Annotated in this window: 23 protein-coding genes, 1 tRNA gene and 2 riboswitches; of the genes, 13 read left to right on the plus strand and 11 right to left on the minus strand. The window is 59.8% G+C overall.

Features of this window, described 5'->3' with window-relative positions:
* Nucleotides 1-94: 94 nt before the first annotated feature.
* The 4 genes from QEO92_RS21825 (at nt 95) to QEO92_RS21840 (ending at nt 3,645) form a co-directional block, all read left to right on the plus strand.
* Complete coding sequence (locus tag QEO92_RS21825) at nt 95-553, plus strand: (2Fe-2S)-binding protein (protein WP_037157263.1); 459 nt, start codon at nt 95-97, stop codon at nt 551-553.
* Nucleotides 554-556: 3 nt separating this feature from the next.
* Complete coding sequence (locus QEO92_RS21830) at nt 557-2,710, plus strand: xanthine dehydrogenase family protein molybdopterin-binding subunit (protein WP_227704399.1); 2,154 nt, start codon at nt 557-559, stop codon at nt 2,708-2,710.
* 13 nt (nt 2,711-2,723) lie between these two features.
* On the plus strand, nt 2,724-3,377 hold the full coding sequence (locus QEO92_RS21835) for a cytochrome c family protein (RefSeq protein ID WP_227704400.1): 654 nt from the start codon (nt 2,724-2,726) through the stop codon (nt 3,375-3,377).
* Nucleotides 3,378-3,570: 193 nt separating this feature from the next.
* Nucleotides 3,571-3,645 (plus strand) — tRNA-Gly (locus tag QEO92_RS21840).
* 299 nt (nt 3,646-3,944) lie between these two features.
* Here QEO92_RS21840 and QEO92_RS21845 read toward each other — a convergent pair.
* From QEO92_RS21845 to QEO92_RS21860, 4 genes are all read right to left on the minus strand, one after another.
* Nucleotides 3,945-4,967 carry an aldose epimerase family protein gene (locus QEO92_RS21845; RefSeq protein WP_037156611.1) on the minus strand — a complete coding sequence of 341 codons (1,023 nt, stop codon included), beginning with the start codon at nt 4,965-4,967 and terminating at the stop codon, nt 3,945-3,947.
* Between the two features lie 80 nt (nt 4,968-5,047).
* Nucleotides 5,048-6,229, minus strand: coding sequence for a vWA domain-containing protein (locus tag QEO92_RS21850; protein WP_227704401.1), 1,182 nt, complete (start codon nt 6,227-6,229; stop codon nt 5,048-5,050).
* A gap of 6 nt (nt 6,230-6,235) precedes the next feature.
* Nucleotides 6,236-7,174, minus strand: coding sequence for a homoserine O-acetyltransferase MetA (metA, locus tag QEO92_RS21855; protein ID WP_227704402.1), 939 nt, complete (start codon nt 7,172-7,174; stop codon nt 6,236-6,238).
* Nucleotides 7,175-7,244: 70 nt separating this feature from the next.
* A riboswitch (SAM riboswitch) is annotated at nt 7,245-7,322 on the minus strand.
* A 53-nt stretch (nt 7,323-7,375) separates the two neighbouring features.
* Nucleotides 7,376-8,215 carry an AAA family ATPase gene (locus QEO92_RS21860; RefSeq protein ID WP_227704403.1) on the minus strand — a complete coding sequence of 280 codons (840 nt, stop codon included), beginning with the start codon at nt 8,213-8,215 and terminating at the stop codon, nt 7,376-7,378.
* A 100-nt stretch (nt 8,216-8,315) separates the two neighbouring features.
* Between QEO92_RS21860 and QEO92_RS21865 the strand changes: the two genes are divergently transcribed.
* The 7 genes from QEO92_RS21865 to QEO92_RS21895 all read left to right on the plus strand — a co-directional run bounded on the left by QEO92_RS21865 (nt 8,316) and on the right by QEO92_RS21895 (nt 16,897).
* A complete protein-coding gene (locus QEO92_RS21865) occupies nt 8,316-8,966 on the plus strand; it encodes a thiamine diphosphokinase (protein ID WP_227704404.1) in 651 nt (216 codons plus the stop codon).
* 3 nt (nt 8,967-8,969) lie between these two features.
* Nucleotides 8,970-10,790, plus strand: coding sequence for an ABC-F family ATP-binding cassette domain-containing protein (locus QEO92_RS21870; protein WP_227704405.1), 1,821 nt, complete (start codon nt 8,970-8,972; stop codon nt 10,788-10,790).
* Nucleotides 10,791-10,948: 158 nt separating this feature from the next.
* A complete protein-coding gene (locus tag QEO92_RS21875; RefSeq protein WP_227704406.1) occupies nt 10,949-11,404 on the plus strand; it encodes a response regulator in 456 nt (151 codons plus the stop codon).
* A 219-nt stretch (nt 11,405-11,623) separates the two neighbouring features.
* Nucleotides 11,624-11,725: riboswitch (TPP riboswitch) on the plus strand.
* Between the two features lie 56 nt (nt 11,726-11,781).
* On the plus strand, nt 11,782-12,771 hold the full coding sequence (thiB, locus tag QEO92_RS21880; protein WP_227705233.1) for a thiamine ABC transporter substrate binding subunit: 990 nt from the start codon (nt 11,782-11,784) through the stop codon (nt 12,769-12,771).
* Nucleotides 12,772-12,781: 10 nt separating this feature from the next.
* Nucleotides 12,782-14,401: a thiamine/thiamine pyrophosphate ABC transporter permease ThiP gene (gene thiP, locus QEO92_RS21885; RefSeq protein ID WP_227704407.1), complete on the plus strand. Its 1,620-nt coding sequence runs from the start codon at nt 12,782-12,784 to the stop codon at nt 14,399-14,401.
* A complete protein-coding gene (locus tag QEO92_RS21890; RefSeq protein WP_037156597.1) occupies nt 14,394-15,101 on the plus strand; it encodes a thiamine ABC transporter ATP-binding protein in 708 nt (235 codons plus the stop codon). Before thiP ends, QEO92_RS21890 begins: the two co-directional genes overlap by 8 nt.
* Nucleotides 15,102-15,430: 329 nt before the next feature.
* On the plus strand, nt 15,431-16,897 hold the full coding sequence (locus tag QEO92_RS21895) for a M48 family metalloprotease (RefSeq protein WP_227704408.1): 1,467 nt from the start codon (nt 15,431-15,433) through the stop codon (nt 16,895-16,897).
* An 11-nt stretch (nt 16,898-16,908) separates the two neighbouring features.
* Here the strand turns inward: QEO92_RS21895 and QEO92_RS21900 are convergent, their stop codons facing one another.
* From QEO92_RS21900 to QEO92_RS21920, 5 genes are all read right to left on the minus strand, one after another.
* The gene (locus QEO92_RS21900) at nt 16,909-17,772 is read right to left on the minus strand and encodes an RNA polymerase factor sigma-32 (protein WP_037156595.1); all 864 of its coding nucleotides are present in this window, start codon (nt 17,770-17,772) and stop codon (nt 16,909-16,911) included.
* A 309-nt stretch (nt 17,773-18,081) separates the two neighbouring features.
* Nucleotides 18,082-18,654 carry a CarD family transcriptional regulator gene (locus QEO92_RS21905; protein ID WP_037156593.1) on the minus strand — a complete coding sequence of 191 codons (573 nt, stop codon included), beginning with the start codon at nt 18,652-18,654 and terminating at the stop codon, nt 18,082-18,084.
* 389 nt (nt 18,655-19,043) lie between these two features.
* Nucleotides 19,044-19,382 (minus strand): ferredoxin FdxA, encoded by a 339-nt coding sequence (gene fdxA / locus QEO92_RS21910; protein ID WP_227704409.1) that lies wholly within the window; start codon nt 19,380-19,382, stop codon nt 19,044-19,046.
* A 238-nt stretch (nt 19,383-19,620) separates the two neighbouring features.
* Nucleotides 19,621-19,989, minus strand: coding sequence for an RNA-binding S4 domain-containing protein (locus tag QEO92_RS21915; RefSeq protein WP_227704410.1), 369 nt, complete (start codon nt 19,987-19,989; stop codon nt 19,621-19,623).
* A 4-nt stretch (nt 19,990-19,993) separates the two neighbouring features.
* Nucleotides 19,994-23,098: a helicase-related protein gene (locus QEO92_RS21920; RefSeq protein ID WP_227704411.1), complete on the minus strand. Its 3,105-nt coding sequence runs from the start codon at nt 23,096-23,098 to the stop codon at nt 19,994-19,996.
* Nucleotides 23,099-23,799: 701 nt separating this feature from the next.
* On the opposite strand from QEO92_RS21920, the gene QEO92_RS21925 reads away from it, so the two are divergent.
* Together QEO92_RS21925 and QEO92_RS21930 are read left to right on the plus strand one after the other, a co-directional pair.
* A complete protein-coding gene (locus tag QEO92_RS21925) occupies nt 23,800-23,955 on the plus strand; it encodes a DUF3309 family protein (protein ID WP_081952972.1) in 156 nt (51 codons plus the stop codon).
* A gap of 40 nt (nt 23,956-23,995) precedes the next feature.
* A complete protein-coding gene (locus QEO92_RS21930; protein WP_037156587.1) occupies nt 23,996-24,250 on the plus strand; it encodes a YMGG-like glycine zipper-containing protein in 255 nt (84 codons plus the stop codon).
* Between the two features lie 247 nt (nt 24,251-24,497).
* On the opposite strand, the gene phbB is transcribed toward QEO92_RS21930, so the two are convergent.
* Nucleotides 24,498-25,226: a beta-ketoacyl-ACP reductase gene (gene phbB, locus QEO92_RS21935; protein ID WP_227704412.1), complete on the minus strand. Its 729-nt coding sequence runs from the start codon at nt 25,224-25,226 to the stop codon at nt 24,498-24,500.
* 127 nt (nt 25,227-25,353) lie between these two features.
* On the minus strand, nt 25,354-26,535 hold the full coding sequence (locus tag QEO92_RS21940) for an acetyl-CoA C-acetyltransferase (RefSeq protein WP_227704413.1): 1,182 nt from the start codon (nt 26,533-26,535) through the stop codon (nt 25,354-25,356).
* Nucleotides 26,536-26,547: the final 12 nt, after the last annotated feature.

Genomic DNA, 26,547 nt, shown 5'->3' on the forward strand with positions numbered 1-26,547 from the left:
TTCCGCGTCCCGAATATCGGCTTTCGGCCGATAGCAGCCGCTTTCATCCATCGCCCGGCGCAGTATGCCGGCTTCTCACAAGAAAGGTCCGCTCATGGTCACCTTCACGCTCAACGGACAGGAACGAACGTTCGACGGCGACCCCGACACGCCCCTCCTCTGGGTTATTCGTGATTTCGAAAAACTCACCGGAACGAAGTATGGCTGCGGAATAGCCCAATGCGGCGCCTGCACCGTGCATCTCGACGGCATGCCGCATCGCTCCTGCATCTTGCCGATCTCGGTGGTCGAAGGCTCCGAGGTCATCACGATCGAAGGCGTTTCCGGAAAAGAAGCCGAAGCCATCAAGACCGCCTGGGCTGGCCTGGACGTGCCCCAATGCGGTTACTGTCAATCCGGGCAGATCATGTCGGCGGTCGCCCTGCTCCAGATGGTGCCGAAGCCGACGGATGCGGATATCGACGGGGCGATGACCGGCAACATCTGTCGATGCGCCACCTATCATCGCATCCGGGCGGCGATCCACAATGCCGCCAATTCGATGGAGGGCTGAGCCATGACACTGCATGATATCGCTGCCACCCGCCGCGGCTTCCTGGCCGGCTCGGGCCTTCTCATCGGCGTGGCGATCGCGCCCAAGTTTCTTGCCGCGGCCCCGACCGGCGTGCAGGCGGGCGGAGGTTCCGCACTGACCCCGATGAACGCCTTCGTTAAAATCGGCACCGACGACACGGTGACGGTCCTGTCGAAGCATATCGAATTCGGCCAGGGCCCATTCACCGGCCTCGCAACGCTGGTTGCCGAAGAACTCGACGCCGACTGGGGCCAGATGCGCGCCGTTCACTCGCCGACGGACAACAAGATCTATGCAAACCTGCTCTTCGGCCTGCAGGGCACCGGCGGCTCGAGTTCGATCGCCAATGCCTATGAGCAGATGCGAAAAGCCGGCGCGACCGCGCGTGCCATGCTGATTGCCGCCGCGGCCGAAGACTGGAAGGTCCCCGCTTCCGAGATCACTGTCGAAAAGGGCCGCATCAGACATGCCGCATCCAACAGGGAGAGCGGTTTCGGGGCATTCGCCGAAAAGGCGGCCCTACAAACTCCCCCTGCGGAGCCGAAGCTCAAGGACCCGAAGGATTTCGTGCTGATCGGCACCGATCTGCCGAAGCTCGACACGCATGGCAAGACGAATGGTTCGGCGATCTTCACGCTCGATATCACCCCGGACAACCTTCTGATCGCGGTGGTCGCCCATCCGGAGCATTTCGGTGCGACGGTGAAGAGCTTCGACGATACCGAAGCCCGCAAGGTGCAGGGCGTCGTCGACGTGAAGCAGGTGCCTCAAGGCGTCGCTGTCTATGCGGAAAACACCTTCGCCGCCTTGAAGGGCCGCGATGCGCTGAGCATCGAATGGGATCTCTCCAAGGCCGAGACCCGCTCCTCGGAGGAACTGTCCGCCGACTATGTCAAGCTCTTCGGCGAGAAGGGGCTTGAAGCAGCCGGCAAAGGCAATGTGGAGGAAGCCTTCAACGCATCGGGTCTGCAGACGGTGGAAGCCGAGATCGTCTTCCCCTTCCTGGCGCACGCACCGATGGAACCGCTGGACGCGGTCTTCATCAAGGCGGATGACGGCTCGGTGGATATCTACAACGGCGCGCAGTTCCCGGGCATGGACCAGGCGACGGCCGCCCAAATTCTCGGACTCGACGAATCGAAAGTGCGGGTCAACACCCAGCTCGCCGGCGGCAGCTTCGGCCGCAGGGCGCAGTTTGGCTCGCCCTATATGCAGGAAGCAGCGTCGGTTTACGCCGCCAGCGACCGCAGTCGTTCCTTGAAGCATATGTGGACCCGCGAGGACGACATTCGCGGCGGCTTCTATCGCCCGATGTATGCTCACAGGATGCGCGGCGCGATCAATGCCGATGGCGAGATCATGGCCTGGGAACAGGTGATCGTCGGTCAGTCGATCATGGGCAAGGCCGATCTCGATCAGACATCGGTCGAAGGCGCTTCGAACCTGCCCTATGCGATCCCCAACCTGAAGGTAACCTCGCACAACGTTCCGCTCGCCGTGCCGCCGCTCTGGTGGCGTTCGGTCGGCCACACGCATACGGGCTTTGCGGTCGAGACTTTCGTGGACGAACTCTTCGAGAAGATCGGCAGGGATCCCGTCGAAGGGCGACTTGCCCTCCTGAAAGAGGAACCTCGCCACGCGGGTGTGCTCCGGAAGGCTGCCGAGATGGCGAACTGGGGCGGACAAGTGCCGAAAGGCCGCGCTCGCGGCGTCGCGGTGGTCGAAAGCTTCAGCACCTATGTGGGTCAGGTCGTCGAAGTCTCGGTCGGGACCGATGGCGCTCCGCATGTCCATAAGGTCTGGTGTGCGGTCGATTGCGGAGTGGCCGTCAACCCGAACGTCATCAAGGCACAGATGGAGGGTGGCATCGGCTACGGCCTCGGGGCAGTCCTCTTCGATGCGGTGACCCTCGGCAAGGGCGGCAAGATTATCCAGTCGAACTTCCACGACTACCGGTCCATCCGGATCAACGAGATGCCGGACGTGGAGGTGGAGATCATCAAGTCGACCGAGAAGCCGAGCGGCGTCGGCGAACCCGGCGTGCCGCCCGTCGGCCCGGCGGTTGCCAATGCCTGGCGGCGCCTCACGGGAGCACCTGTCAGAAAGCTCCCGATCGTCAATATCGTTTCGGCTTGAGGATCAACGCCCGATGAATTGGAAACTCGCATTCACCGGCGTTGCCGCCGCCTGTCTTTTCGTGGGTGTCGGCACGGTGCTGTCACCCGTCTCGGTGGCGCAGGACGCCCAGGCCGATGCCAGGACGCTGAAGCCAGCCGCCTCCTTCCAGTCGATCGCCAACGAGCAGGAACGCTCGGTGGCGCTCTTCCAGGAAGCGGGCAAGGTCATCCAGCACCCGCGCTGCGTAAACTGTCATCCTGCCACCGACCGGCCGCTGCAGGGCGCGTCGATGCGCCCGCATCAACCGCCGGTCTTACGCGGCGACGGCGGGATGGGTCTGCCCGGCATGCAGTGCACGACCTGCCACGGCGCCGAGAATATTCCGGTCGTGGGCCAGGCAGACACGATCAAGAGCATCCCGGGCAATCCTGCCTGGCACCTTGCGCCGATCGAGATGGCCTGGGAAGGCAAGACGCTGGGCCAGATCTGTCAGCAGATCAAGGATCCGGCACGCAATGGCGAGATGACCATGGACGAACTGGTCGAGCACATGGCGCATGACGAACTCGTCGGCTGGGGCTGGGCACCCGGCGCCGGCCGCGAACCGGTGCCGGGCACGCAGGCTGAATTCGGCGAGCTCATCGATGCCTGGGTGAAAACCGGCGCGGCCTGTCCCGCCTCCTGAGGCACAAAGCGGCCGCCGGTTCACGTGCGGAACCGGCGGTTTGTCAGGAGTTTGGGCGGATCGTAATTTTTCTTGCCGCCAATCGTCATTTCCCTGTTGCATTTGAAAAAAGTCTGGGCCATATAGCGCCCGTCGTCGGCAACAGCCGCGACCCACGGTCCAAGCGATCTACCCCGGACCGGTGGCTTGATGAGCGGGTGTAGCTCAGGGGTAGAGCACAACCTTGCCAAGGTTGGGGTCGAGGGTTCGAATCCCTTCGCCCGCTCCAGTTTTTCTCTGTCCATACCGGAGACATAGGTAACAGATCGTCCCTAAGACATGGGTGACAATCTCGTGCCGAACGGATTGTCGATGGTTTGCAAAGTTCGCTGCTCCAAGTCGATATATCCCAGATCATAGTGCATGAAGCCGGAAGCGTCGCTGCTTGAATTCTATAGTGCAGACCCGGCTTGTGCCGCCGACTTTCCTGTCGACGGCCAAAGTCTCATGTCGAAGCGGTTCGACTTCCCATCATCGAATCTATTTCGCACCCCGCCTGCCACATGGGTGAGCCAAGCTTATCCCCGCTCACTGCTTCGAAAAGACATAGTCTGTCTCCTGCCGCAGCACTTCGCCCGGACGCAGCACAACGTTCGGGAAATTCGGATGATTGATCGCGTCCGGCCATACCTGGGTTTCCAGGCAAAACCCGGCAAAGGGGCCGTAACGGCGACCTTCGAGGCCCGGCACCGGGATTTCCTGAAGCTTGAAGGCGGCATAAAATTGCACACCGGGCTCGGTGGTCCGCACTTCCATCGAAACGCCGGAATAGACGCTGCGCGCCAGCGCCACGGAACGCTTCCGTGTCCGTTCCGGCGACAGACAGTAGTTGTGATCGAACAGGACCTGTTTGCCGTCGTCGAACCGCTTCATCGGCCCCATCTCCCGCAGGTCGAAAGGCGTATCGGCGACTGACGTCAGTCTGCCGGTCGGCAACTGCTTCTCATCCACTTCGACCAACTGATCGGCGGCGATCATAATGTCGTGACCAAGGGCGTCTTCACGGCCGTCAAGATTGAAATAGGAGTGCTGGCAGATGTTGGCGAGTGTCGGCTGGTCAGTCGTGGATTCGTAGATCACCGACAGCACGCCGTGGTCCTTGAGCTGATAGGTGGCGGTCACGGTGCAATTGCCGGGATAGCCCGCGCGGCCATCGGGATCGGTGATCTGAAGTACGACCTTGTCAGCCGCGTGATCGACGATCGACCAGTTGCTGCGGCCAAGACCATCCGTACCCCCGTGAAGGTGGCCGATCCCCGGTTGGTTCATTTCAAGCTGGTATTGTCTTCCGTCGAGCGTGAAACGGCCGGCGGAGATGCGGTTTGCGCAACGGCCGGGCGTTGCCCCGAAATACGGCGAATGGATCGGATATGGATCGAAAGCCTCGAACCCCAGCACGAGTGGCGGCCGATGGCCCTCCAGCCTGAGATCCTGGATCACGGCGCCCCATGTAATGATACTCGCGGTCAATCCGCCGCCGGCAATTCTCACGCGATAAACGGGCTCGCCATTTTCCGTCGTGCCGAAGACTTCGAAATTCTGATCCGTCATGACCTTTTCCTCCACCGGACATTTGGCGGCAACCTGCGTGATTTGGCGGCAAGCTGCAATGTCACGGGAAGCAAAATCCGTCAGCGGGCGAGTGTGCGCGTCGCCTGTTCAAGCCCGCCGAGCGTCATTGGAAACATCCGTTCGGTCATGAACTGCCGCATCAACCCGATCGAGGCCGTGTAGCGCCACTGATTTTCGGGCACCGGATTGAGCCAGACGCAGCGGTGGAAATGATCGGTGATACGCCTGATCCAGGCCTCGCCGGGCTCCTGGTTCCAGTGCTCGACGGAACCGCCCGCATGGGTGATCTCATAGGGGCTCATCGAAGCGTCACCGACAAAGATCACCTTGTAGTCCGAACCATAGCTGCGGATGAGATCCAGCGTTGCCATTCGCTCGGCGCGACGGAGGTTCTCCTTCCAAACGCCTTCGTAGAGGCAATTGTGGAAGTAGAAATGCTCCATATGCTTGAACTCTGCCCGCGCGGCGGAAAACAGTTCCTCAACGATGCGGATATGGTCATCCATCGACCCGCCCACATCGAAGAACATCAAAAGCTTCACGGCATTATGCCGCTCCGGCCTTGTCTGCACGTCGAGGTAGCCGTGCTCGGCGGTGGAACGGATCGTGCCGGGCAGGTCGAATTCCTCGGCCGCGCCCTCCCGCACCCAGCGCCGAAGCCGTTTCAGTGCCAGCTTGATATTGCGCGTGCCGAGTTCGACCTTGTCGTCGAAATCCCTGAATTCGCGCCTGTCCCAGACCTTCACTGCACTGCGATGGCGGGATTCGTCCTGCCCGATGCGCACGCCTTCCGGGTTATAGCCATAGGCGCCGAAGGGCGAAGTGCCGCCGGTGCCGATCCATTTCGACCCGCCCTGATGGCGCCCTTTCTGCTCTTCGAGCCGCTGTCGCAGCGTCTCCATCAGCTTTTCGAAACCGCCGAGCGACTGGACGAGTTTCTTCTCTTCCTCGGTCAGGTGTTTTTCGATGAGCTTGCGCAGCCATTCTTCGGGAATGTTCTGGGTATCGAGGCCCGGCTTGCCGGAGACCATCTCCAGGCCGCGAAAATAGGAGGAAAAGACCTGGTCGAATTTATCGATGTGGCGTTCATCCTTCACCAACGCCGTGCGGGCGAGGAAGTAGAAAGCCTCGACGTCGAAATCGGCCAGCCCCTCTTCCATGCCTTCGAGAAGCGCCAGGAATTCCCGGAGCGTTACCGGGACCTTCGCCTCCTTTAGGTGCAGGAAGAAGGGAATGAACATGCTGACCTATTCCGCGCCGGTCTTCTCCGGCTCGCCGATTTTCTCCAGATCGTAGGGCGTCGTCTGGTAGATCTCGTTGATCCAGTTGCCGAAGAGAAGATGCGCATGGCTGCGCCAGCGGTTCAGGGGCGTCAGAGTATCGTCGTTGTGCGGGAAATAGTCATGCGGCAACTTGATGGGGACACCGGCATTCACATCCCGGAAATACTCATCCGCCAGCGAGGTGGAGTCGTATTCCACATGATTGAACATGTAGAGACGCTTTCCCCTTTTCTCATGCACGAGGCAGATGCCCATATCGTCTGATTCCATCAGGATTTCAAGGCTTGGTACCTTTTCGATATCCGCGCGGCGCACCTCCGTCCAGCGCGATACCGGCACCTGGAAGTCATCCGAAAAGCCGTTGAGATAAACGGAGGAGGAAGCAAGATTGCGGTGCCGGTAGACACCGAAGGCCTTCTGCTTCAACTCGTATTTCGGCACGCCGTGAAAATGGTAGATCGCCGCCATCGCACCCCAGCAGACATTCATGGTCGAATGGACATTGGTGGTTGTCCAGTCGAGAATCTTCTCCATCTCGTCCCAGTAGGTGACCTCTTCGTAAGGCAGTGTCTCGATCGGTGCACCGGTGATGATGAAGCCATCGAACTTGCGGTGCTTCACCTCTTCCCATGTTTCGTAGAAAGCCAGCAGATGCTCTTCCGGCGTGTTCTTGGCCCTGTGGTTGCCGATTCGCACCAGCGACAGCTCCACCTGCAGCGGCGTCGCGCCGACGAGACGCGCCATCTGCAGCTCTGTCTTGATCTTGTTGGGCATGAGATTGAGAAGTCCGATCTGGAGCGGACGAATGTCCTGCCGCACCGCCGCAGTTTCGGTCATCACCCGCACGCCCTCGGAAACGAGGGTGCTGAAGGCAGGCAGCGTATCGGGAATCTTGATCGGCATGTCTAAACCCACGAAATAAAAAACCGGCGACGAAAAATCGCAGCCGGCCCGGGGAAGCATGATCTGGGGAAGTCATCTTCTCGCGGCCCTTTAGCGACTTTTTTTACGTGGCTGCAAGCCGGCCGGCCAAATCACCACGAAACTACGGACCTTCAAATACGCCTTGCTATGCCTGTCGTCAATGGGAGCAAAATCTTCCGCTTACCGCTCGCGCCGCGCCATGAAGGCGATCCGCTCGAAAAGATGGACATCCTGCTCGTTCTTGAGCAACGCACCATGCAGCTTCGGCAGCGCGTTCTTCACGTCCCCGCGCAAATCGGCCGGGTCGACATCGTCTGCAACGAGGAGACGTATCCAGTCGAGCGCCTCTGACGTCGACGGCTTCTTCTTGAGCCCCGGCATCTCGCGGATTTCATAGAACTGCATCAATGCGTTGCGCACGAGGGTCTGCTTGATACCCGGATAATGCACCTCGACGATGCGTGACAGCGTCTCGACATCCGGGAAACGAATGTAGTGGAAGAAGCAGCGGCGCAGGAAAGCGTCTGGAAGCTCCTTCTCATTGTTCGAAGTGATGATGACGATGGGCCGGACTCTAGCCTTGACCGTTTTGCCGGTCTCGTAGACGTGAAATTCCATCCGATCGAGTTCCTGCAGAAGGTCGTTCGGGAATTCGATATCCGCCTTGTCGATCTCGTCGATCAGCAGGACGACCTTCCTGTCCGCCGCAAAGGCCTGCCAAAGCTTGCCGCGTCGGATATAATTCGCGACATCGTGGACCCGCTCGTCGCCGAGCTGGCTGTCGCGCAGGCGCGAGACCGCATCATATTCGTAGAGGCCCTGCTGTGCCTTTGTGGTGGACTTGATGTTCCACTCGATGAGATCGAGACCAAGGGCTGCTGCCACCTGCCGGGCAAGTTCAGTCTTGCCGGTACCCGGCTCGCCTTTCACCAGCAGCGGGCGCTCGAGCCGGATCGCGGCATTCACCGCCACCATCAGATCCTTGTCCGCGATATAGTCCGCTGTACCCTGAAACTGCATCCTGATATCCCGATTGAAAAGCGAGCCGCAAACTAAAAGCTTGGCTTCGGCGGTGCAACAGCTTTCCCAATGAGGTCCCTTTACGCTAAGGGCAGTGACCATGAGCCATTCGACCTTTACCATCCTGCTTGGCGGCGATCTCACCGTCACCGACCGACTGCTGGAAGCGACCAGTACCAGCCGCTTCATCGCGGCTGACAGCGGCATGCGACATGCAGCGACACTCGGCGTCGAGCCCGAACTGTGGGTCGGCGATTTCGATTCCACCGATGCCGAACTTGCAAGACAATGGCCGGGCGTGAAACAGCAAACCTATCCGCCCGCCAAGACCGAGACAGACGGTGAGATCGCCACTACGGAAGCGATCGACCGCGGCGCCGCACGGCTGATTTTCGTCGGTGCACTCGGCGGGGAACGGAGCGATCACGCGCTCCAGCATCTCTTCCATGCCATAAGCCTTGCCGAACGCGGCTTCGACATTTTGCTCACGTCCGGCGAGGAGGAGGCGGTGCCGCTGCTGCCGGGGGATAAAAAGCTCGACTTGCCGAAAGGCTCGCTCTTTTCGATCATCGGTTTTTCGGCACTGGAAGGCCTGGACATCATTGGTGCGCGTTATCCGCTCCACAATTTTGGGCTTCCCTTCGGCTCTTCTCGTACGGTCTCGAACATTGCAGAAGGACCGGTGGAATTCCATCTGAAGGCCGGCAGAGCGATGATCCTTGCTCGCCCCTACGACATGACAGGAGCCTGACTTTTGGCACCCCCCATCTTGAAACTGGACGATATCTTCCTGAGCTTTGGCGGCGCGCCGCTGCTCGCTGGGGCGGGCCTGCAGGTGGAGCCAGGCGACCGCATCTGCCTCGTCGGTCGCAACGGTTCCGGCAAGTCGACGCTGATGAAGATCGCCGCCGGCATGGTCGAGCCGCAGTCAGGCGAAGTCTTCCGCCATCCGGCCTCGACGATCCGCTACCTCGAACAGGCGCCGGATTTTGCCGACTATGCAACCGTGCAAGCCTATGCAGAAACGGGCCTCGGCCCGGGCGATGATCCCTATCGCGTTACCTACCTGCTCGAACATCTCGGCCTCACCGGCCAGGAAGACCCAAAGACGCTTTCGGGCGGCGAATCCCGCCGCGCCGCGCTCGCCCGTGTGATGGCACCCGAGCCGGACATCCTGATGCTGGATGAGCCGACCAATCATCTCGACCTGCCGACCATCGAATGGCTGGAAGACGAGTTGCGGAAAACAAGGAGCGCACTGGTACTGATTTCCCACGATAGGCGCTTCCTCGAACGGGTTTCGACCGCGACCGTCTGGCTCGACCGCGGCATCTCTCGCCGTCTCGACAAGGGGTTCGCTCATTTCGAAGCATGGCGTGACGAAGTGCTGGAGGCTGAAGAGCTGGAACAGCACAAACTCGGCAAGGCGATCGAGCGCGAGGAGCATTGGCTGCGTTATGGCGTGACCGCGCGCCGCAAGCGCAACATGCGGCGCCTCGGCGATCTGCAATCCATGCGAGCAGCCTATCGCGGCCACAAAGGGCCCCAAGGGACCGTCCAGGCGCAGGTCACCGAAGGTCGTGAATCGGGCAAGCTTGTGATCGAGGCGGAGAACATCACCAAAGCCTATGATCGGCAGATCGTCGCACCTTTTTCGATCCGGGTTCATCGCGGCGACCGGATCGGCCTCGTAGGGCCTAACGGCGCGGGCAAGACGACATTGCTCAAGATGCTGACCGGGCAGCTCGCACCAGATAGCGGTACCGTCAAGCTCGGCACCAATCTTGAGATCGCAACGCTCGACCAGAAGCGCGAGAACCTGAATCCGGAGGAGACGCTCTCCCACTACCTGACAGACGGCCGCGGGGAGACGTTGCTGGTCAATGGCGAGCAGCGGCATGTCGCAGGCTACATGAAGGACTTCCTGTTCCAGCCGGAACAGATCAGGACACCGATCAAGAGCCTTTCCGGTGGTGAACGTGCCCGCCTGATGCTCGCCCGCATCATGGCGAAGCCCTCGAACCTCTTGATTCTCGACGAACCCACCAACGACCTCGACATCGAAACGCTGGATCTGCTGCAGGAAATTGTCGCCGGCTACAACGGCACGGTGATCCTCGTCAGCCACGATCGCGATTTCCTGGACCGCACCGTGACCTCGACGATCGCCCCGGCCAATCCGGAGGCGCCGGACGGACGCTGGATCGAATATGCCGGCGGCTATACGGACATGCTGGCCCAACGGAGAGGCGCGATCGAGGAGAAGCGCAAGACAGAGCGAACGGAACGGCAGAAGACAGAGGCCGCCGCGCCGGTGGCTGAAGCCTCCAAGGCCAAGGGAAAGCTCTCCTATAAGCAAAAATTCGCACTCGAAAACCTGCCGAAGGAAATTGCCAAGGCGGAGGAAGAAATTGCAGTCCGCGAGAAGAAGATGGCGGACCCGAACCTCTTTTCCAAAGACCCTGCCGCCTTCCACAAGCTTGCGGCGGAAATGGAAAGCCTGCGCGAAAGACTGACGAAAATGGAAGAAGAATGGCTCGAGCTCGAGATGCTGCGGGAAGAGCTGGAGAGCTGAACTAACGAATTATTAACTCTAATAACCGTTTCGGCAGGGGCGTCTGTCGCAAAACGGAACAATCCACCATCCTGCTCGTTCTGCCTGCGTTCATGGTCGAGGCGCCGGTCGTCGCCCTCGATCCGAATTAAGGACCGGAAACCGTGCGGGGACGTCCAATGCTGACAAATGTAACGCGTCGTCGGCCACCCAGTGAGGTGACGAGTCAACGGGTGCTGATCGTGGAGGATGAGTTCCTGATCGCTCTCGATATCGCCGAAACTGTCGAAAATATGGGACTGAAGGTGGCGGGCTTTGCCAATGCCCGAAAACATGCCCTGGAACTGGCGCCGCGCGCCGATATCGCGATCGTGGACGTCAATCTGACCGATGGAAGGACCGGTCCCGAGATTGGACGGCGGCTTGCCGAACGATATGGCGTGACGGTCATCTTCATGACCGCGACCCCTGATGATCTCGAAGATGGCGTGGAAGGTTCTCTCGGTGTTCTCACGAAGCCCGTCATGCCGGAAGTCATGGAAAGGACGATCGATTATGCCATTGCCAACCGGCTTCACGGCATGGCAGCCGTTCCGCGCGAACTCAAGGTGTTCCGCCGGAACCCGCACCACTAGAGAAAAACCCTGGCTGCGATGTCGGTTTTACATTCTCTTACTCATCCTTGGGGCGAACGCGCCCATGTGCGTTGGATGGGGACAAAGAGGAAAAAACATGTACGGCTGCAGCTTCCGGGATCCGGACGGCCACGTCTGGGAAATCATGTAGATGGATATGAGCGCTGCCTGATCGCGGCGCAGCCTCTTGCCAGCCGATCCCACCGCCGCTACACCTGATTCGCTCTAACGGGGTGCCACGCCAGTGTGGCTGAGAGGCTTTGCCAACCCGCGGAACCTGATCCGGTTAAGACCGGCGGAGGGATTAGACGGCTTCCCATCAGCGCCTATTCCCACAATCAAAAGAGGAGGCGCTGATGCGCAAGATCGTTCTTTCGATGTTCGCGGCCGCAGCCGCCCTTTCCTTTTCACTGTCCGCTCAGGCGCAGGAAAAGACACTGACTGTCTATACGTATGAAAGCTTCGTCTCCGACTGGGGGCCCGGCCCGAAGGTCAAGGAAGCCTTCGAAAAGAGCTGCACCTGCAGGCTCAACTTCGTCGGCGTTGCCGATGGTGTGGCGCTCCTCACCCGCCTCAAGCTCGAAGGCGAGAAGACGGATGCCGATATCGCGCTCGGCCTGGACACCAACCTGATTTCGGAAGCCAAGGCAACCGGCCTTTTCGAACCGCACGGCCTCGATACATCCGCTGTCAGTGTGCCCGGAAATTATACCGACGATACTTTCATCCCCTATGACTACGGTCATTTTGCCGTCGTCTACGATACGCAGGTGATGAAGAATCCGCCCAAGAGCCTGAAGGAACTGGTGGAAGGCGACCCTTCGCAGAAAATCGCGATCGAAGATCCGCGCACCTCGACGCCGGGACTAGGCCTGCTGCTCTGGGTGAGGTCGGTCTACGGCGACAAGGCGCCGGAAGCCTGGGCGAAACTCAGGAAGCGTGTGCTGACAGTCACCCCCGGCTGGTCGGAAGCCTATGGTCTTCTCACAAAGGGCGAGGTGCCGATGGTCTTCTCCTACACCACTTCGCCCGCCTATCACATGGTTGAGGAAAAGACCGAACGCTACCAGGCCGCATCCTTCTCGGAAGGCCACTACATCCAGATCGAGGTGGCCGGCATGTTGACAAACGCGTCCGACAAGGATCTGGCCAAACAGTTCCTCAGGTTCATGGTCTCGCCAGCCTTTCAGGACATTATCCCCACCACCAACTGGATGATGCCGATTTCGAAGACATCCGAGCCGTTGCCGGACGCCTTCGACAAGCTCGTGCAGCCGAAAACGACCTTCCTGATGGGCTCGGACGAGGTGGCGAAGAACCGGCAGGCCTGGATCGACGAATGGCTGACCGCCATGAGCATGAACTAAGACCTCCGCCTTGCTGACCCGCGCCCAACGACGACGGGGGATTGCCTGGGGCCTGCTGAGCCTCCTTGGCATCACCCTCTTCGTCGGCATTGCTGTCACCGCGCTGCTTTCATGGGATGCTGGGGACACAGGAGCCCGGCTCTTCACGGCCTATACCTGGCGGATCCTGCGCTTCACCCTATGGCAGGCTGTGCTTTCGACACTGCTCTCCATCGCCTTTGCCATACCCGTTACGCTGGCGCTTGCGCGCCGCCCCCGTTTTCCAGGACGTGTCTGGATTATCCGGTTGATGGCGGTTCCCATGGGCCTGCCGGTGCTGATCGGCGCATTGGGTCTTATCGGCATCTGGGGCCGGCAAGGTGTGATCAACAGCCTGCTGTTGAAACTCGGCCTCGACCAGCCAGTCAGCATCTACGGACTTACCGGCATTCTGCTGGCCCATGTCTTCTTCAACCTGCCGCTCGCCGCCCGGCTGCTGCTCGCCGCGCTGGAGCGGCTTCCGGCGGAATACTGGCAGCTCGCCTCCAGCCTCGGCATGCGACCATTTTCGGTCTTTCGGTTCATCGAGTGGCCGGCTGTGCAACGCGTCATTCCCGGCATTGCCGGCCTGATCTTCATGCTCTGCGCCACCAGTTTCACGCTCGTGCTCGTGCTCGGCGGCGGACCTTCGGCAACGACGCTCGAAGTTGCGATCTATCAATCGCTGCGTTTCGATTTCGACCCGCCGCGCGCCGTCGTGCTCGCGCTCCTGCAGATCGGCGTTACCGCGCTGATCCTGATCGCCATGGCGCGGTTTCCCATACCGGACGATGCGGGCATGACAGCAGGTCAGGCGACCCGTCGTTTCGACGGTCGGACCGTGCCCGCGCGACTTTGGGATGCGTTCGCCATTTCGGTCGCCACCGCCTTTCTGGTTCTGCCGTTGGCATCGATTGTCTCTGCCGGGCTGAAGGCCAATCTCTGGAACCTTGCGACCAGCATCGCCTTCCTTCGCGCCGCATGGACGAGTTTTGCCATCGCACTTACCGCCGGCTTGCTCGCCGTCCTTACATCGCTGGCAATCATTGCCGCTCGAGGGTCTGTGGCCGATATGAAGCGACCTGGAAAAGTCGCCGGAGGATTCTCCGCCCTGCTTGGCGGCATGTCCTCCCTGGTACTCCTGGTCCCGCCTGTCGTGCTTGGGACCGGCTGGTTCCTCACACTGCGCCCCATCGGCGATGTGACCCGTTTTGCGCCGGCTTTGCTGGCCTTGATCAACATGCTGATGGCTTTGCCCTTCGTCATGCGCGTGCTCGCGCCGGCAATCGAGACCCACCGTCAGCAATCGGGCAGACTATCGGCAAGTCTCGGGATTTCCGGCTTGGCAAAGCTTCAACGAATCGACCTGCCCGTCCTGATAAGACCCCTTTTGACGGCCCTCTCCTTTGCGATGGCCCTGTCGCTCGGCGATCTCGGCGCGGTAGCACTATTCGGCTCCAACGATCTCACGACGCTTCCCTGGCTTGTCTACAGCCGGCTATCCAGCTATCGCACCAACGACGCTGACGGGCTGGCACTCCTCCTTGGCATCATCTGCCTGTTGCTGACCATGCTCGGCACGGTCGGCCAAAAGGAGGCGAGACATGACTGATGGCGTCGTGCTGGACAAGGTCGAACTCCGGCTTGGCACAAAGGACTTTCGTTTCAATTGTAGCCTGCCTGCCGGCGCTGTGACGGCAGTGACCGGCCCGTCGGGCTCCGGCAAATCGACTTTGCTGAACCTTGTGGCCGGCTTTGAAACGCCGGATCGGGGCCATGTACTGGTCGGCGGCGAGGACGTGACGCACGAGCATCCTTCCGGACGCCCGGTTTCGCTGATCTTCCAGGACAACAATCTTTTCACGCACCTCGATCTGTTCACCAATATCGGCCTCGGCATCAACCCATCGCTGCGGCTTTCCGCAGACGATCGAAGAGCGATCTCCAAGGCGCTGCAACGGGTTGGCCTCGATGGCTTCGAGAAGCGCATGCCGGGCACGCTTTCGGGTGGCGAGAGGCAGAGGGCCGCCTTCGCCCGGGCACTGGTGCGCAAAAAGCCTGTTCTGCTGATGGACGAGCCCTTTGCGGCGCTCGACCCGGGTCTTCGCCTTTCGATGGCGAAGCTGCTGCTCGAACTGCACCGCGAGGTAGGCAATACCGTGTTGATCGTCACTCATGATCCGGACGAGGTCGGGCGGCTTGCCGACCATGCCATCTTCATCGATCACGGGCAAATTTTACTCCAGGCACCCACAACGGAATTCCTTGCCAGGCGTGATATCCCGGCACTCGCTGAATTCCTCTCCGGCTGATCAGGTCGTCTGGTCGCCCTTTTTCCGGATCACGTTTCGAAACCGTGACGAACCGTCCGTTATCCGGCTCGCCACAATTTGGACGTGACGCAATGGCATCGCCACAAAGCGACGGGGGTTTTTCTTTGCAAACGCGCCGGTAAGACATATCTCAATAACTATCTGTGCATGCGACGCGAAAATCGCTAAGCGGAGATGGAGAATGAACCGGTTTGGGTTGAAGGGAACCTTTCGAAGCCGGAAGGCGGGCCGTGGGAATGATGGTGCGAAACACGAGGACGATGAGGCGCGATACGGCGAGCCCGGCTATCTTGCAGAGAGCCCGCTTCATGGCGGGCCTTCGAGTTCTGGGCGCCCTCCTGCTGAGCGGCGTCGTGCTGGCCGGCTGCCAGTCGATCTTCGAACAGGCCTATACACCCAACGTTTCGCCCTCGAACTCACCGCAGATCGTCGATGAAGTACAAAAGAACGATCCCCGGGCGCAGATGGGTGCAAGGGAGCATCCCCGTATCGTCGCAAGCTATGGCGGAGAATATCGCGACGCCAAGACGGAGCGACTGGTCGCCCGCATTGCGGGCGCGCTGACGGCAGTCTCCGAGAACCCGAACCAGTCTTTCCGGATCACCATTCTGAATTCGCCGGCAATCAATGCCTTCGCATTGCCGGGCGGCTATCTTTACGTAACGCGCGGCCTGCTGGCGCTCGCCAACGATGCCTCAGAAGTTGCAGCGGTCCTTTCCCATGAAATGGGCCACGTAACCGCCAACCACGGTATCGAACGCCAGCGCCGGGAGGAAGCGGAGGTCATTGCAAGCCGCGTCGTGACGGAAGTGCTTTCCAGCGACCTCGCCGGCAAACAGGCGCTCGCCCGCGGCAAGCTTAGACTTGCAGCCTTCTCGCGCCAGCAGGAACTGCAAGCCGACGTAATCGGCGTGCGGATGCTCGGAGAAGCCGGCTACGATCCTTACGCTGCTGCCCGTTTTCTCGATTCCATGGCCGCCTATGCCCGTTATTCGGCTGTGGATCCGGACAGCGACCAGAGCCTCGACTTCCTCTCGAGCCACCCGAATTCCACTCAGCGCGTCGATCTGGCACGCCGCCATGCCCGCAATTTCGGCCAGGAGGGAACGGTGGGCGACAAGGGGCGCGACTATTATCTTGCAGGCATCGACGGGCTGCTTTACGGCGATAGCCCTCAGGAGGGCTATGTCCGCGGCGAGACTTTCCTCCATGGCGGGCTCGGCATCCGCTTCGACGTTCCACGGGATTTCCGCATCGACAACAAGGTGGAAGCTGTTCTGGCGACAGGCCCGGGCGAAACGGCCATCCGTTTTGATGGTGTTGCCGCCGACGACAACAACAGCTTGACCAATTACCTGACAAGCGGCTGGGTGGCTGGCCTGCAACCCGATACGGTACGTCAGATCGAAGTGAATGGATTGCCTGGGGCAAACGCACGCGCTTCCGCCGACCGCTGGGATTTCGACGTCACGGTCATCCGCGTCGACAACAAGATTTTCCGGTTCCTTACCGCCGTACCCAAGGGAAGTGCCACCCTGCAGACGACGGCCGACGTCTTGCGGTCAAGCTTTCGGCGCATGACGCGGGAAGAGATTGCCTCCTTGAAGCCGCTACGGGTGCGCATCGTCACGGTCGCCCAAGGCGACACGGTCGCCTCGCTCGCCCTCCGCATGATGGGCACGGATCGAAAACTCGATCTCTTCAAACTGATCAATGCATTACCGGCCGGTGCGGTTGTGTCGCCCGGCCAGAAGGTCAAGATCATTTCTGAATAGCCGAAACTCGCTTAGCAGACGGCAGCCATCTGCGGATTGGCGGAAACCAATGCCAGCTTGAGTTTCTCGATGGCGCGGCTCTCGATCTGTCGGACACGCTCCTTCGAGATGCCGAGCTCAGCGCCGAGAGCTTCGAGCGTCGCCCCTTCGTCTGTCAGGCGGCGTGCGCGGATGATCTTCTTTTCCCGGTCATTGAGCTTGGTCAGGGCGCCTTGCAGCCATTTCAGGCGCCGTTCGCCATCTATCATGCCGGAAACCTGCTCATCCGGCAGTGGCTCGGCGCTCGCAAGCAGGTCCAATCGCTCGCCGCTATCCGCATCACCGGCTATCGACGGAGCCTGCAGCGAAGCGTCATTGCCGGAAAGGCGTGCATCCATCGTCTGGACGTCGGCTACGCTGACGCCAAGAGCGACAGCGATCTCCTCATGGATGGCGCGGGCAGTCAGATTGCTGTCACCGCGGGCAAGCTTGGCGCGTAGCCGGCGGAGATTGAAGAACAGCGCCTTTTGGGCAGAACTGGTGCCGCCACGAACGATCGACCAGTTACGAAGAATATAATCCTGCATGGAAGCACGGATCCACCAGCTGGCATAAGTGGAAAAACGAACATCCCGTGCCGGTTCAAACCTTGCCGCCGCCTCCAGCAGCCCTACATAGCCCTCCTGAACAAGGTCGCTCATCGGCAATCCGAACCCGCGGAACTTGGAAGCCATGGCGATCACGAGACGCATATGCGCAAGGGCGATCTGGTTGCGTGCCTCCTGATCGCGATCGTCCTTCCAGCGGACCGCCAGATCGCGCTCTTCCTCTCGGGCGAGATAGGGAGCGGACATCGCTATCTTGATCATGGTTCGGTCTGCGGACATGGCTGTCATCGTGTTCTCCGTGAACGGTCTGATCCGACAAAAACAGCAAGGGGGAATTCCGACACGATTCACGGGACCCGTGATGCGTATCTGGAGACCTGCTGCCTTTGCTCCCCTCGTTTGAGCTTCGCGGGAGTTCACATCGGCCCGAGAGCCTGAATATCCGCCCGCGATACGTATTCCGGGGGCGAAACAAAACTGCATCGATGCAGTGTCAGTTCGCCGTACCGGCGGGTTAACGCGTGGCAGTGGAAAAAGTTCCAATAAAAAACCCGGCTCCAAGGCCGGGTTTTTTAGAGAATGCGATGATGAAAAAGATCAAGCTGCCTCTTCCTGAGCCTCATCCTCTTCGATGGTCTTGCCGCGTTTCGGCCCCTTGGCAAGATTGACCTCGACGAGGCGAACGGCCTCCGTTTCGGACATCTTGTTCACCGCAGCAATTTCACGAGCCATGCGATCGAGGGCAGCTTCATAGAGCTGCCGTTCCGAATAGGACTGCTCCGGCTGGTTCTCTGCGCGATAAAGGTCGCGGACCACTTCAGCAATCGAGATCAGATCGCCGGAATTGATCTTGGCGTCATATTCCTGGGCACGGCGCGACCACATGGTGCGCTTCACACGTGCCTTGCCCTGAACAACTTTGAGGGCGCGTTCGACAAAATCCGTTTCGGACAGCTTGCGCATGCCGATGCTCACGGCCTTTGCGACCGGCACCTTGAGGCGCATCTTGTCCTTTTCGAAATCGATAACGAAAAGTTCGAGCTTCATGCCCGCGACTTCTTGCTCTTCAATGGCAGTGATCATACCTACACCATGAGCAGGATAGACAATCGATTCGCCGGTCTTGAAGCCTTGGCGGGCGGGAGAATTCTTCTTCTGCTGGGTCGTCATTCGTTTCACAAACTCCCTGTTACTCACCCGTTTTTCGGGTCGGGGAAACCGGGTCGGTCAGGCCCGGATGAGACGGGGGATACCGTCGGGTCACTCCATACTGGTCCGACCAACGCGCGCGAAAAACAGATCCCACCGCGAATTGCGATCGACAACATTCGAGCGTTGCAATGTCACGGATACCGCGTTTTGGATGATCTGTTGCTTTCGTGATGTTTTTTGGGCACGCCAGTGCCACCTTGTGGAACAGTTCGCCATGTGTACCACAAAAAAGTGCGGAAATCAATAATTTGCTTTCGCATGTGCTCAGAGGGCACGGCCAACCCTCTGCCCATCAAAAAGGCAGGGTGATTCGAGGCCTCTGTCGAGCCATGCCATTTCGGCAAAGCTCAATCCCCTTTTCCGGGTTCCGTAGAGAAGAACTGATCGTACTTGTTTTCGACGCCGTCCATCTCCTTGGCATTCGGCAAGGGGTCGCGCTTGACAGTGATGTTCGGCCAGACCTGGGCGAACTCGGCATTCAGCTTCAGCCACTTGTCGAGACCCGGCTCGGTATCCGGCTTGATCGCTTCGGCGGGACATTCCGGTTCGCAGACGCCGCAGTCGATACATTCATCCGGATGGATGACCAGGAAATTTTCGCCTTCATAGAAACAATCGACCGGGCAAACCTCAACACAGTCGGTGTACTTGCAGCGGATACAATTGTCGGTCACGACATACGTCATGCGGCACTCCAAGACTATCGCGGACAACGGTCGTGTCGACGGCAGGAAAGCGCCGGCACACCGGAAAGCCGGGAGAGGCGAAACCCTTACTGCAAAAGAGGACAGGAGGCAGGCAATCCGGCTTTTCGACTGTCAGGTAAAGCCTTTGGCCTTGCTTAGCAAGGTTAAACAATCCTGCCGAGGCCAAATTGGAGAAGCTTTATTCCTCAGCATGACCCTTTATCGGTTTCCGGTTCTTTCAGCGATCGGGGCCACCGAATCTGCCCGCGCCAAGGCCACGTTGCGCCCGCTCGAAAGGCGTGAGCCGCGTCTGCTTGTCCGGAGACGGCGTCAGGTCGTCATAGAGAAGCTTAGCCTCCTCAAACGGACCTCGGCGATGGCCGTCGGCACGAACGACAAGGATGACATCCCGCCGCTCCAGGACAAGCTCAATGCGGTCTCCAGGTTTTATCGTACGGCTGGACTGACTGCAGATCTCTCCATTCACCGTCACTGCACCCGCGGCGACCAGCGATTGGGCAAGCGAACGCGATTTCACGATGCGGGCGAAAAAAAGCCACTTGTCGATGCGCTGTCGCGAACCGTCCGGTAGCTCTTTTTCCGTCATGGCCTCACTTCTTCATCTGCTCCTTGAGAGCTGCAAGTTTTGCAAAGGGCGAATCCGGATCGATCGGTTTCTCTTTGCGTGGCGGCTTAGCTTCGAAACGGGCCGGCTGCGGCCCTTTGCCGCGGTCGTTTCGCTCAGGCCGCTGGCCGCCTTCGGGGCGTTCCCCACGATTCGGGCGATCCCCCCGGTTTTTGTCGCGATTCGGCCTTCCGCCGTCCCGTCGGTCTCGATCGCCGTTCTGACGTGCATCACGACGATCATCACGATGACCTTGGGATCCCTGGGGCCGTTCCCCGCCGGCATTCCGCTGTCCGCCGTGACCCCGGCGATCTCCATTTTGCTGACGCCCGCTCCGCTGGTTGTCTCGGCCACCACCTGGACGCCAGAGCAGGACCGGCTTCGGCTCCTCGGCTTCGGCAGGTTTTGCTTCATCTCCATCTGTCGAAACAGCGGCAGACGCCCGTTCGGTTGCGGCTTCCGCTACAGCCTCCACAGGGGCAAGTTCAACACTTCCCTCAATCACTCCCCCCGAGGCTTCGCCACCCGAGGCGTCGGTTGGGTCAGCACCATCGCTCACCGCGACCTCTTCGGCTGCAGCGGGAGTCGCAGCACCGGCAGCGCCCACATTCTGAGTCTCAAGGAAGGCCTGCGCTTCTTCCGCCATCACGGCATCAGCACGATAGCCAAGCCCTTTCAGAATCTCCTCCATGTCATCCGGCGTCGCGCCGAGAATGGAGAGCATCGCAGTCGTGGTCGTGAAACGACGACCGTCATAAGCGCCTTCCGGACGCGGCGTCGTGCCGGGCTTCCACTGAAGGAGCGGACGGATGATATCCGCCAGGCGCTCGAGAATGTCGATACGCACTGCGCGCTTGCCGAGGAAGCGGAAGCCCGCGAGCTTGTAGAACATTCGCTCGAAGCTCGGATCCGCAACGACCGAGGTGCGGCCAGCAGCAAGCGCCGGGATGAGATCGCCGTAACCGGGCTTGTCGAGGCCGTCGTTCTTCAACGCCCAGAGAAGCGTGATGAGTTCGGCCGGGGCCGGCTTCAGAAGCGCCGGCATGAAGACGTGATAGGCGCCGAACCGAATACCATAGCGCCGCATCGAGGCACGCGCATCCTGATCGAGCGACTTCACCTCTTCGGCGACGTCGCGACGGAAGAGTACGCCAAGATTTTCGACGAGCTGAAAGGCAAGCCCCTTGGCAAGACCCTGCAGATCCTCGGCACGCGATAGGTCGTCAAGCGGCTTTAGAACCGTCGCGATATGATGGTTCACGAAGCGCTCGATGCGAGCGAGCACGTGTTCGCGGGCGTTGCCGGTGAGCTGCTCATCGGACAACAGGATGACACGCGGACGCATCACATGGTCGCTTGCCGAAAGACGGGCGATAGGTTCGCCGAGCCAGCGCACGAAACCATCGGAGCCGACAGCAAAATCGCTGTTGCCGGATGCATAAAGTCTCGCCGCTCGCGCCTCGAATTCCAGCGCCAACGCCTTTTGGGCGGCCGCCTGCACCGCCTTGGCGTCAGGTCCTTCGGTCCCCGTGACGGGCGTGAACCGGAATCCGGCCAATTGCCCGACGTGATGTCCCTCCACGAAGACATCGCCATTCACACTGATTTCAGCTTCCAGCATCGCATTCTCTCTCAGGCGCTTCATGAGCACAGATGTCCTGCGATCAACGAAGCGTTTCGTCAACCTTTCATGTAGCGCGTCCGACAACCTATCCTCTATTTCCCGTGTCTTTTCTTGCCAGTGTGTCGGATCGGCAAGCCAGCCGGGACGGTTGGAGACGTAGGTCCAGGTCCTGATCTGCGCGATGCGGGCAGACAGCGTGTCGATCTCGCCATCCGTCCGGTCCGCGCGGCGGACCTGCTCCGCCATGAAATCCTCGTTCACTGTTCCGTAGCGCACAAGATCGGAAAAAAGAGTCGAAATAAGGTCCGCGTGCTGTGCCGGCGCAATCCGGCGGTAATCGGGCAGTGCACAGGCCTCCCAGAGCTTTTCGATCCGTTCCGGTGTCGTCGCGGCATCCTGGATTTCGGGATAACGCGAAAGATGATCAAGGGCTTGGCTATCGGTCGCAGGCAGCGCCCGAGTGAGTCCCGTGATCGTCGGCGAAACATCCAGGCTTTCGCGCAGCGCACGCAGTGTGGAAAAATCGAGATTCTTCGAGCGCCATTGCAGCACTTTCACCTGATCGAACTGATGGCTTTCGATTCGCTCCACCAGCTCGTCATCGAACGGCGCGACCTGTCCGGTGACACCAAACGTCCCGTCTCTCAGATGCCGGCCCGCACGGCCGGCGATCTGGCCGAGTTCGGCGGGATTGAGATTACGGAACTGATAACCGTCAAATTTCCGGTCCTGTGCAAAAGCAACGTGATCGACATCGAGATTAAGACCCATGCCGATTGCATCTGTAGCAACCAGATATTCGACGTCGCCCGATTGGTAGAGCCCGACCTGGGCATTGCGCGTCCGCGGACTGAGCGCGCCCAGGACAACCGCAGCCCCGCCCCGCTGGCGACGGATCAGCTCCGCAATCGCATAAACCTCATCAGCGGAAAACGCCACGATCGCCGACCGTTGCGGCAGTCGGGTGATCTTCTTTTGACCTGCGTAGAATAGCTGGGACAAACGCGGACGTTCGACAACGGTAATACCCGGCAGCAGCTTTTCAAGGATCGGCCGCATCGTGGCGGCCCCCAGAAGCAGGGTCTCGTCGCGGCCGCGCAGATGCAGAATTCTATCCGTGAAGATATGGCCGCGTTCCAGGTCTCCGGCAAGCTGCACTTCATCGATCGCGACGAAGGAGGCTCTCGTCTCCCGCGGCATGGCCTCGACGGTGCAAACTGAAAAGCGGGCGTTCGGCGGAGTGATCTTTTCTTCGCCGGTGATGAGCGCCACCCAGGAAACCCCGACCTTTTCGACAAGGCGCGTATAGACCTCGCGCGCCAGCAGCCGAAGCGGCAGGCCGATCACGCCGGTGCCATGCGCAACCATGCGCTCGATGGCATAATGCGTCTTGCCTGTATTGGTGGGGCCGAGGACGGCGGTGACGCCGCGCCCCGTGGGCATCATGGGCTGGAAATTCAAAGCCAAGTTCCGCGCATCACTTACGGCTTCGGCTTCGCCTTTGCGAAAACCTGAAGCCATGCCACACATGGCGATCCCAGCCGACAAACGCAAGCCTGAAGAATGGTTTTGCAGCCGCAGAATCTCGGTTTGGCCCGCTCAAACCAACATTCAGCCGTTCAGATTTCACCCTTGCGGGAACAGATGCGAACGAATCGGAGACGAATCGAAGACTCGAGGGGATTCAGCCTTTGTTCACGGCTATATGTTGACAAGACTCCATTTCCCGCCACGACATCCTGAATCTGCATTCAATTTGGGTGTCTACAACCTGGAGATTCACCCGGAAGCTGCGCACCCACAGAGAGACGACGGAGTCAATCCCTTGATATGGTTAACCTTTCTTCAACGAGTTCAAAGGCTTCAGCCGTTTGAACCGCCCATGTTAAGATTCAGGTCAAAGGCGGAACGAATCATCGACGAATCGCCGACATTTCCATATTCTCGTTTCGTTCGTACAAGATGTTGTGGGTATCTGCCGATTGGAAGCTCAATAAGAACGACCCTCGGAGGGCTCGGACACGAATCACGAATGCCCCTCGTTAACGTTGACTAACGGTCTTTAACCACATGTGACATGGACACCGCGTCGATCCCCTGGAACAAAATTTGCGAAGGCGCGTTTCCTCGCCAAATCCATACCGGATTATCTAGCGGAGTGGAAAATCATGCTCGGAACGGTATTGCTCATCATCCTCATCCTGCTCCTGATTGGCGCGCTGCCGAATTGGGGCTATAGCCGAGGTTGGGGTTACGGTCCGTCGGGCGGATTGGGCCTCGTCGTCCTGATTATCATTATCCTGTTGCTGATGGGCAGGATTTAAGAGCGGCGCAGCCGTATGTCACCAAGGGAAGGGAATAAACATGAAAAAGATTCTGATTGTGGGCTGCATGATCGGCGCGCTCGCCTCGTGCACCTCTACGGAGAAGGGCACCGCGATCGGCGCGGGCACCGGTGCAGTCATCGGCGGTGCCGTCACCAATAGCTGGGGTGGTGCAGCGGTAGGCGCTGTGGCCGGCGGTCTTGTCGGTGCTGCAATTGGCGAATCCGAGAAGCGTCGCGGCTACTGTGTCTATCGGGATCGGTACGGCCGCACCTACGAAGCGCGCTGCCGCTAGCGCTGGTATATTCTGGATTTCTCGGAAGCCGGCGTTGCAATCAACGCCGGCTTTATTTTGCCTGACCGGCCCTATGTTAACTTCTGACCAAAGCCGGAACGAAACGCTGACGAATCGGCGACATTGTCCTTTTCCCGGTTTGTTCACCGCAACATTTGGTGGAAAAACAGCGCGTTAGCCATAGTCACAGATGGTTTCACGCACATTTCCGCCACAGAATCCACGTAAAGGTTAACGCGCGAAAAGTTCAACCGGCCATGAACTGGCCGCCGTTTGCCGTGAGTGTCGAGCCAGTGATGAAGCCCGCTTCATCCGAAGCGAGGAAAACAACACATCGGGCTATCTCTTCCGGCTCACCCAGGCGACCAACCGGGATTTGCGGAATGATCCGCTCGTTCAGCACTTTCTCCGGCACGGCCCGAACCATTTCCGTGGCAATGTAACCGGGGCAGATCGCATTGACGGTGATGTTCTTCGCCGCCCCCTCCTGAGCAAGGGCCTTGGTGAAGCCGAGATCACCAGCCTTGGCTGCGGAATAGTTCACCTGCCCCATCTGGCCCTTCTGGCCATTGATGGAGGAAATGTTGATGACGCGGCCAAAACTGCGGTCCCGCATGCCGCTCCAGACGGGATGTGTCATGTTGAAGAGACCGGTGAGGTTTGTGCCGATCACTTCGTTCCATTGTTCCGGTGTCAACTTGTGAAACATGCCGTCGCGGGTGATACCCGCATTGTTGACAAGGATCTCGACCGGACCAAGCGCTGTCTCGATCTCGGCTATACCTTCAACGCAGGCCTGATAATCGGACACATCCCATTTGAAGACGGGAATTCCGGTTTCGTCATGAAAGGCATTTGCCTTTTCCTCATTGCCGGCAAAATTGGCAGCCACCCGATAACCCGCAGCCTTTAACGCCACAGAGATCGCAGCACCGATTCCCCGCGTCCCTCCCGAAACCAACGCCACTCTGTCCATTTTGCCTTCCCCTTCTCGGATTGATCCTGCCCTTCTGCGTGACCGGATACTTACTTATTTTGACAGGCTTTCGTCAGGGCGATAGCCCGCCGCGCTTTTTTTAACGCTGGCGGGCCATCCACGACCATCACATGGCTTCGAGGCACATGGCGACGCCCATGCCGCCGCCGATGCACAGCGTCGCGAGACCCTTCTTCGCGCCGCGGCGCTTCATCTCGAAGAGGAGCGTGTTGAGGATGCGCGCACCGGAAGCGCCAATCGGGTGACCGATGGCAATTGCGCCGCCGTTGACGTTGACGATCGACGGGTCGAGACCGAGATCCTTGGTGACGGCGCAGGACTGGGCCGCGAAGGCTTCGTTGGCTTCAACGAGGTCGAGGTCGCCGATTTTCCAGCCGGCCTTCTCCAGCGCCTTGCGGGAGGCTGGGATCGGGCCGGTGCCCATGATCTGCGGATCGACGCCCGCCGTTGCCCAGGAAACGATGCGAACCATCGACGTGATACCTCGGCGGACAGCTTCCTCCTCCGTCATCAGAACAGCCGCCGCCGCTCCGTCATTGAGACCGGAAGCGTTGCCGGCCGTCACCGTCCCTTCTTTGTCGAAGGCAGGGCGAAGCTTCGCCAGCGCATCGAGCGTCGTGCCGGGACGGATAAACTCGTCGTTTTCCACGATCACCTCACCCTTCCTCGTCTGGATGACATACGGGATAACCTCGTCCTTGAAGCGGCCGGCGAGCTGCGCGGCCTCCGCCTTGTTCTGGGAGGACACGGCGAACTGGTCCTGCTCATCGCGGGAGAGTTGCCATTGACGAGCGATGTTCTCCGCCGTGATCCCCATGTGGTAACCGTAGAAGGCGTCCGTCAGGCCGTCCTTGATCATGGTATCGATCATCTTGAAATCACCCATCTTCACGCCGCCGCGCAGATGCGCGCAATGGGGCGCCATGGACATGGACTCCTGGCCGCCGGCCACGATGATCTTCGCATCGCCCAGCGCAATCTGCTGCATGCCGAGCGCGACGGCGCGAAGGCCTGAACCGCAGAGTTGGTTGACGCCCCAGGCGGTCTTCTCCTTGGGAACTCCGGCTTTCATCGCAGCCTGCCGGGCAGGATTCTGCCCCTCGCCCGCTGGCAGAACCTGACCGAGGATGACCTCATCCACCTCGGACGCGTCGACACCGGCACGCGCAAGCGCGCCCTTGATCACCGCAGCACCCAGTTCATGGGCCGGGACATTGGCAAAAGCACCGTTGAATGAGCCGACCGCCGTACGGGCGGCGGACGCGATCACGATGGATGGATTGGTCATGGGACGTCTCCT

The sequence above is a fragment of the Neorhizobium petrolearium genome (assembly GCF_029854435.1).
Classification (GTDB): Bacteria; Pseudomonadota; Alphaproteobacteria; order Rhizobiales; family Rhizobiaceae; genus Neorhizobium; species Neorhizobium petrolearium.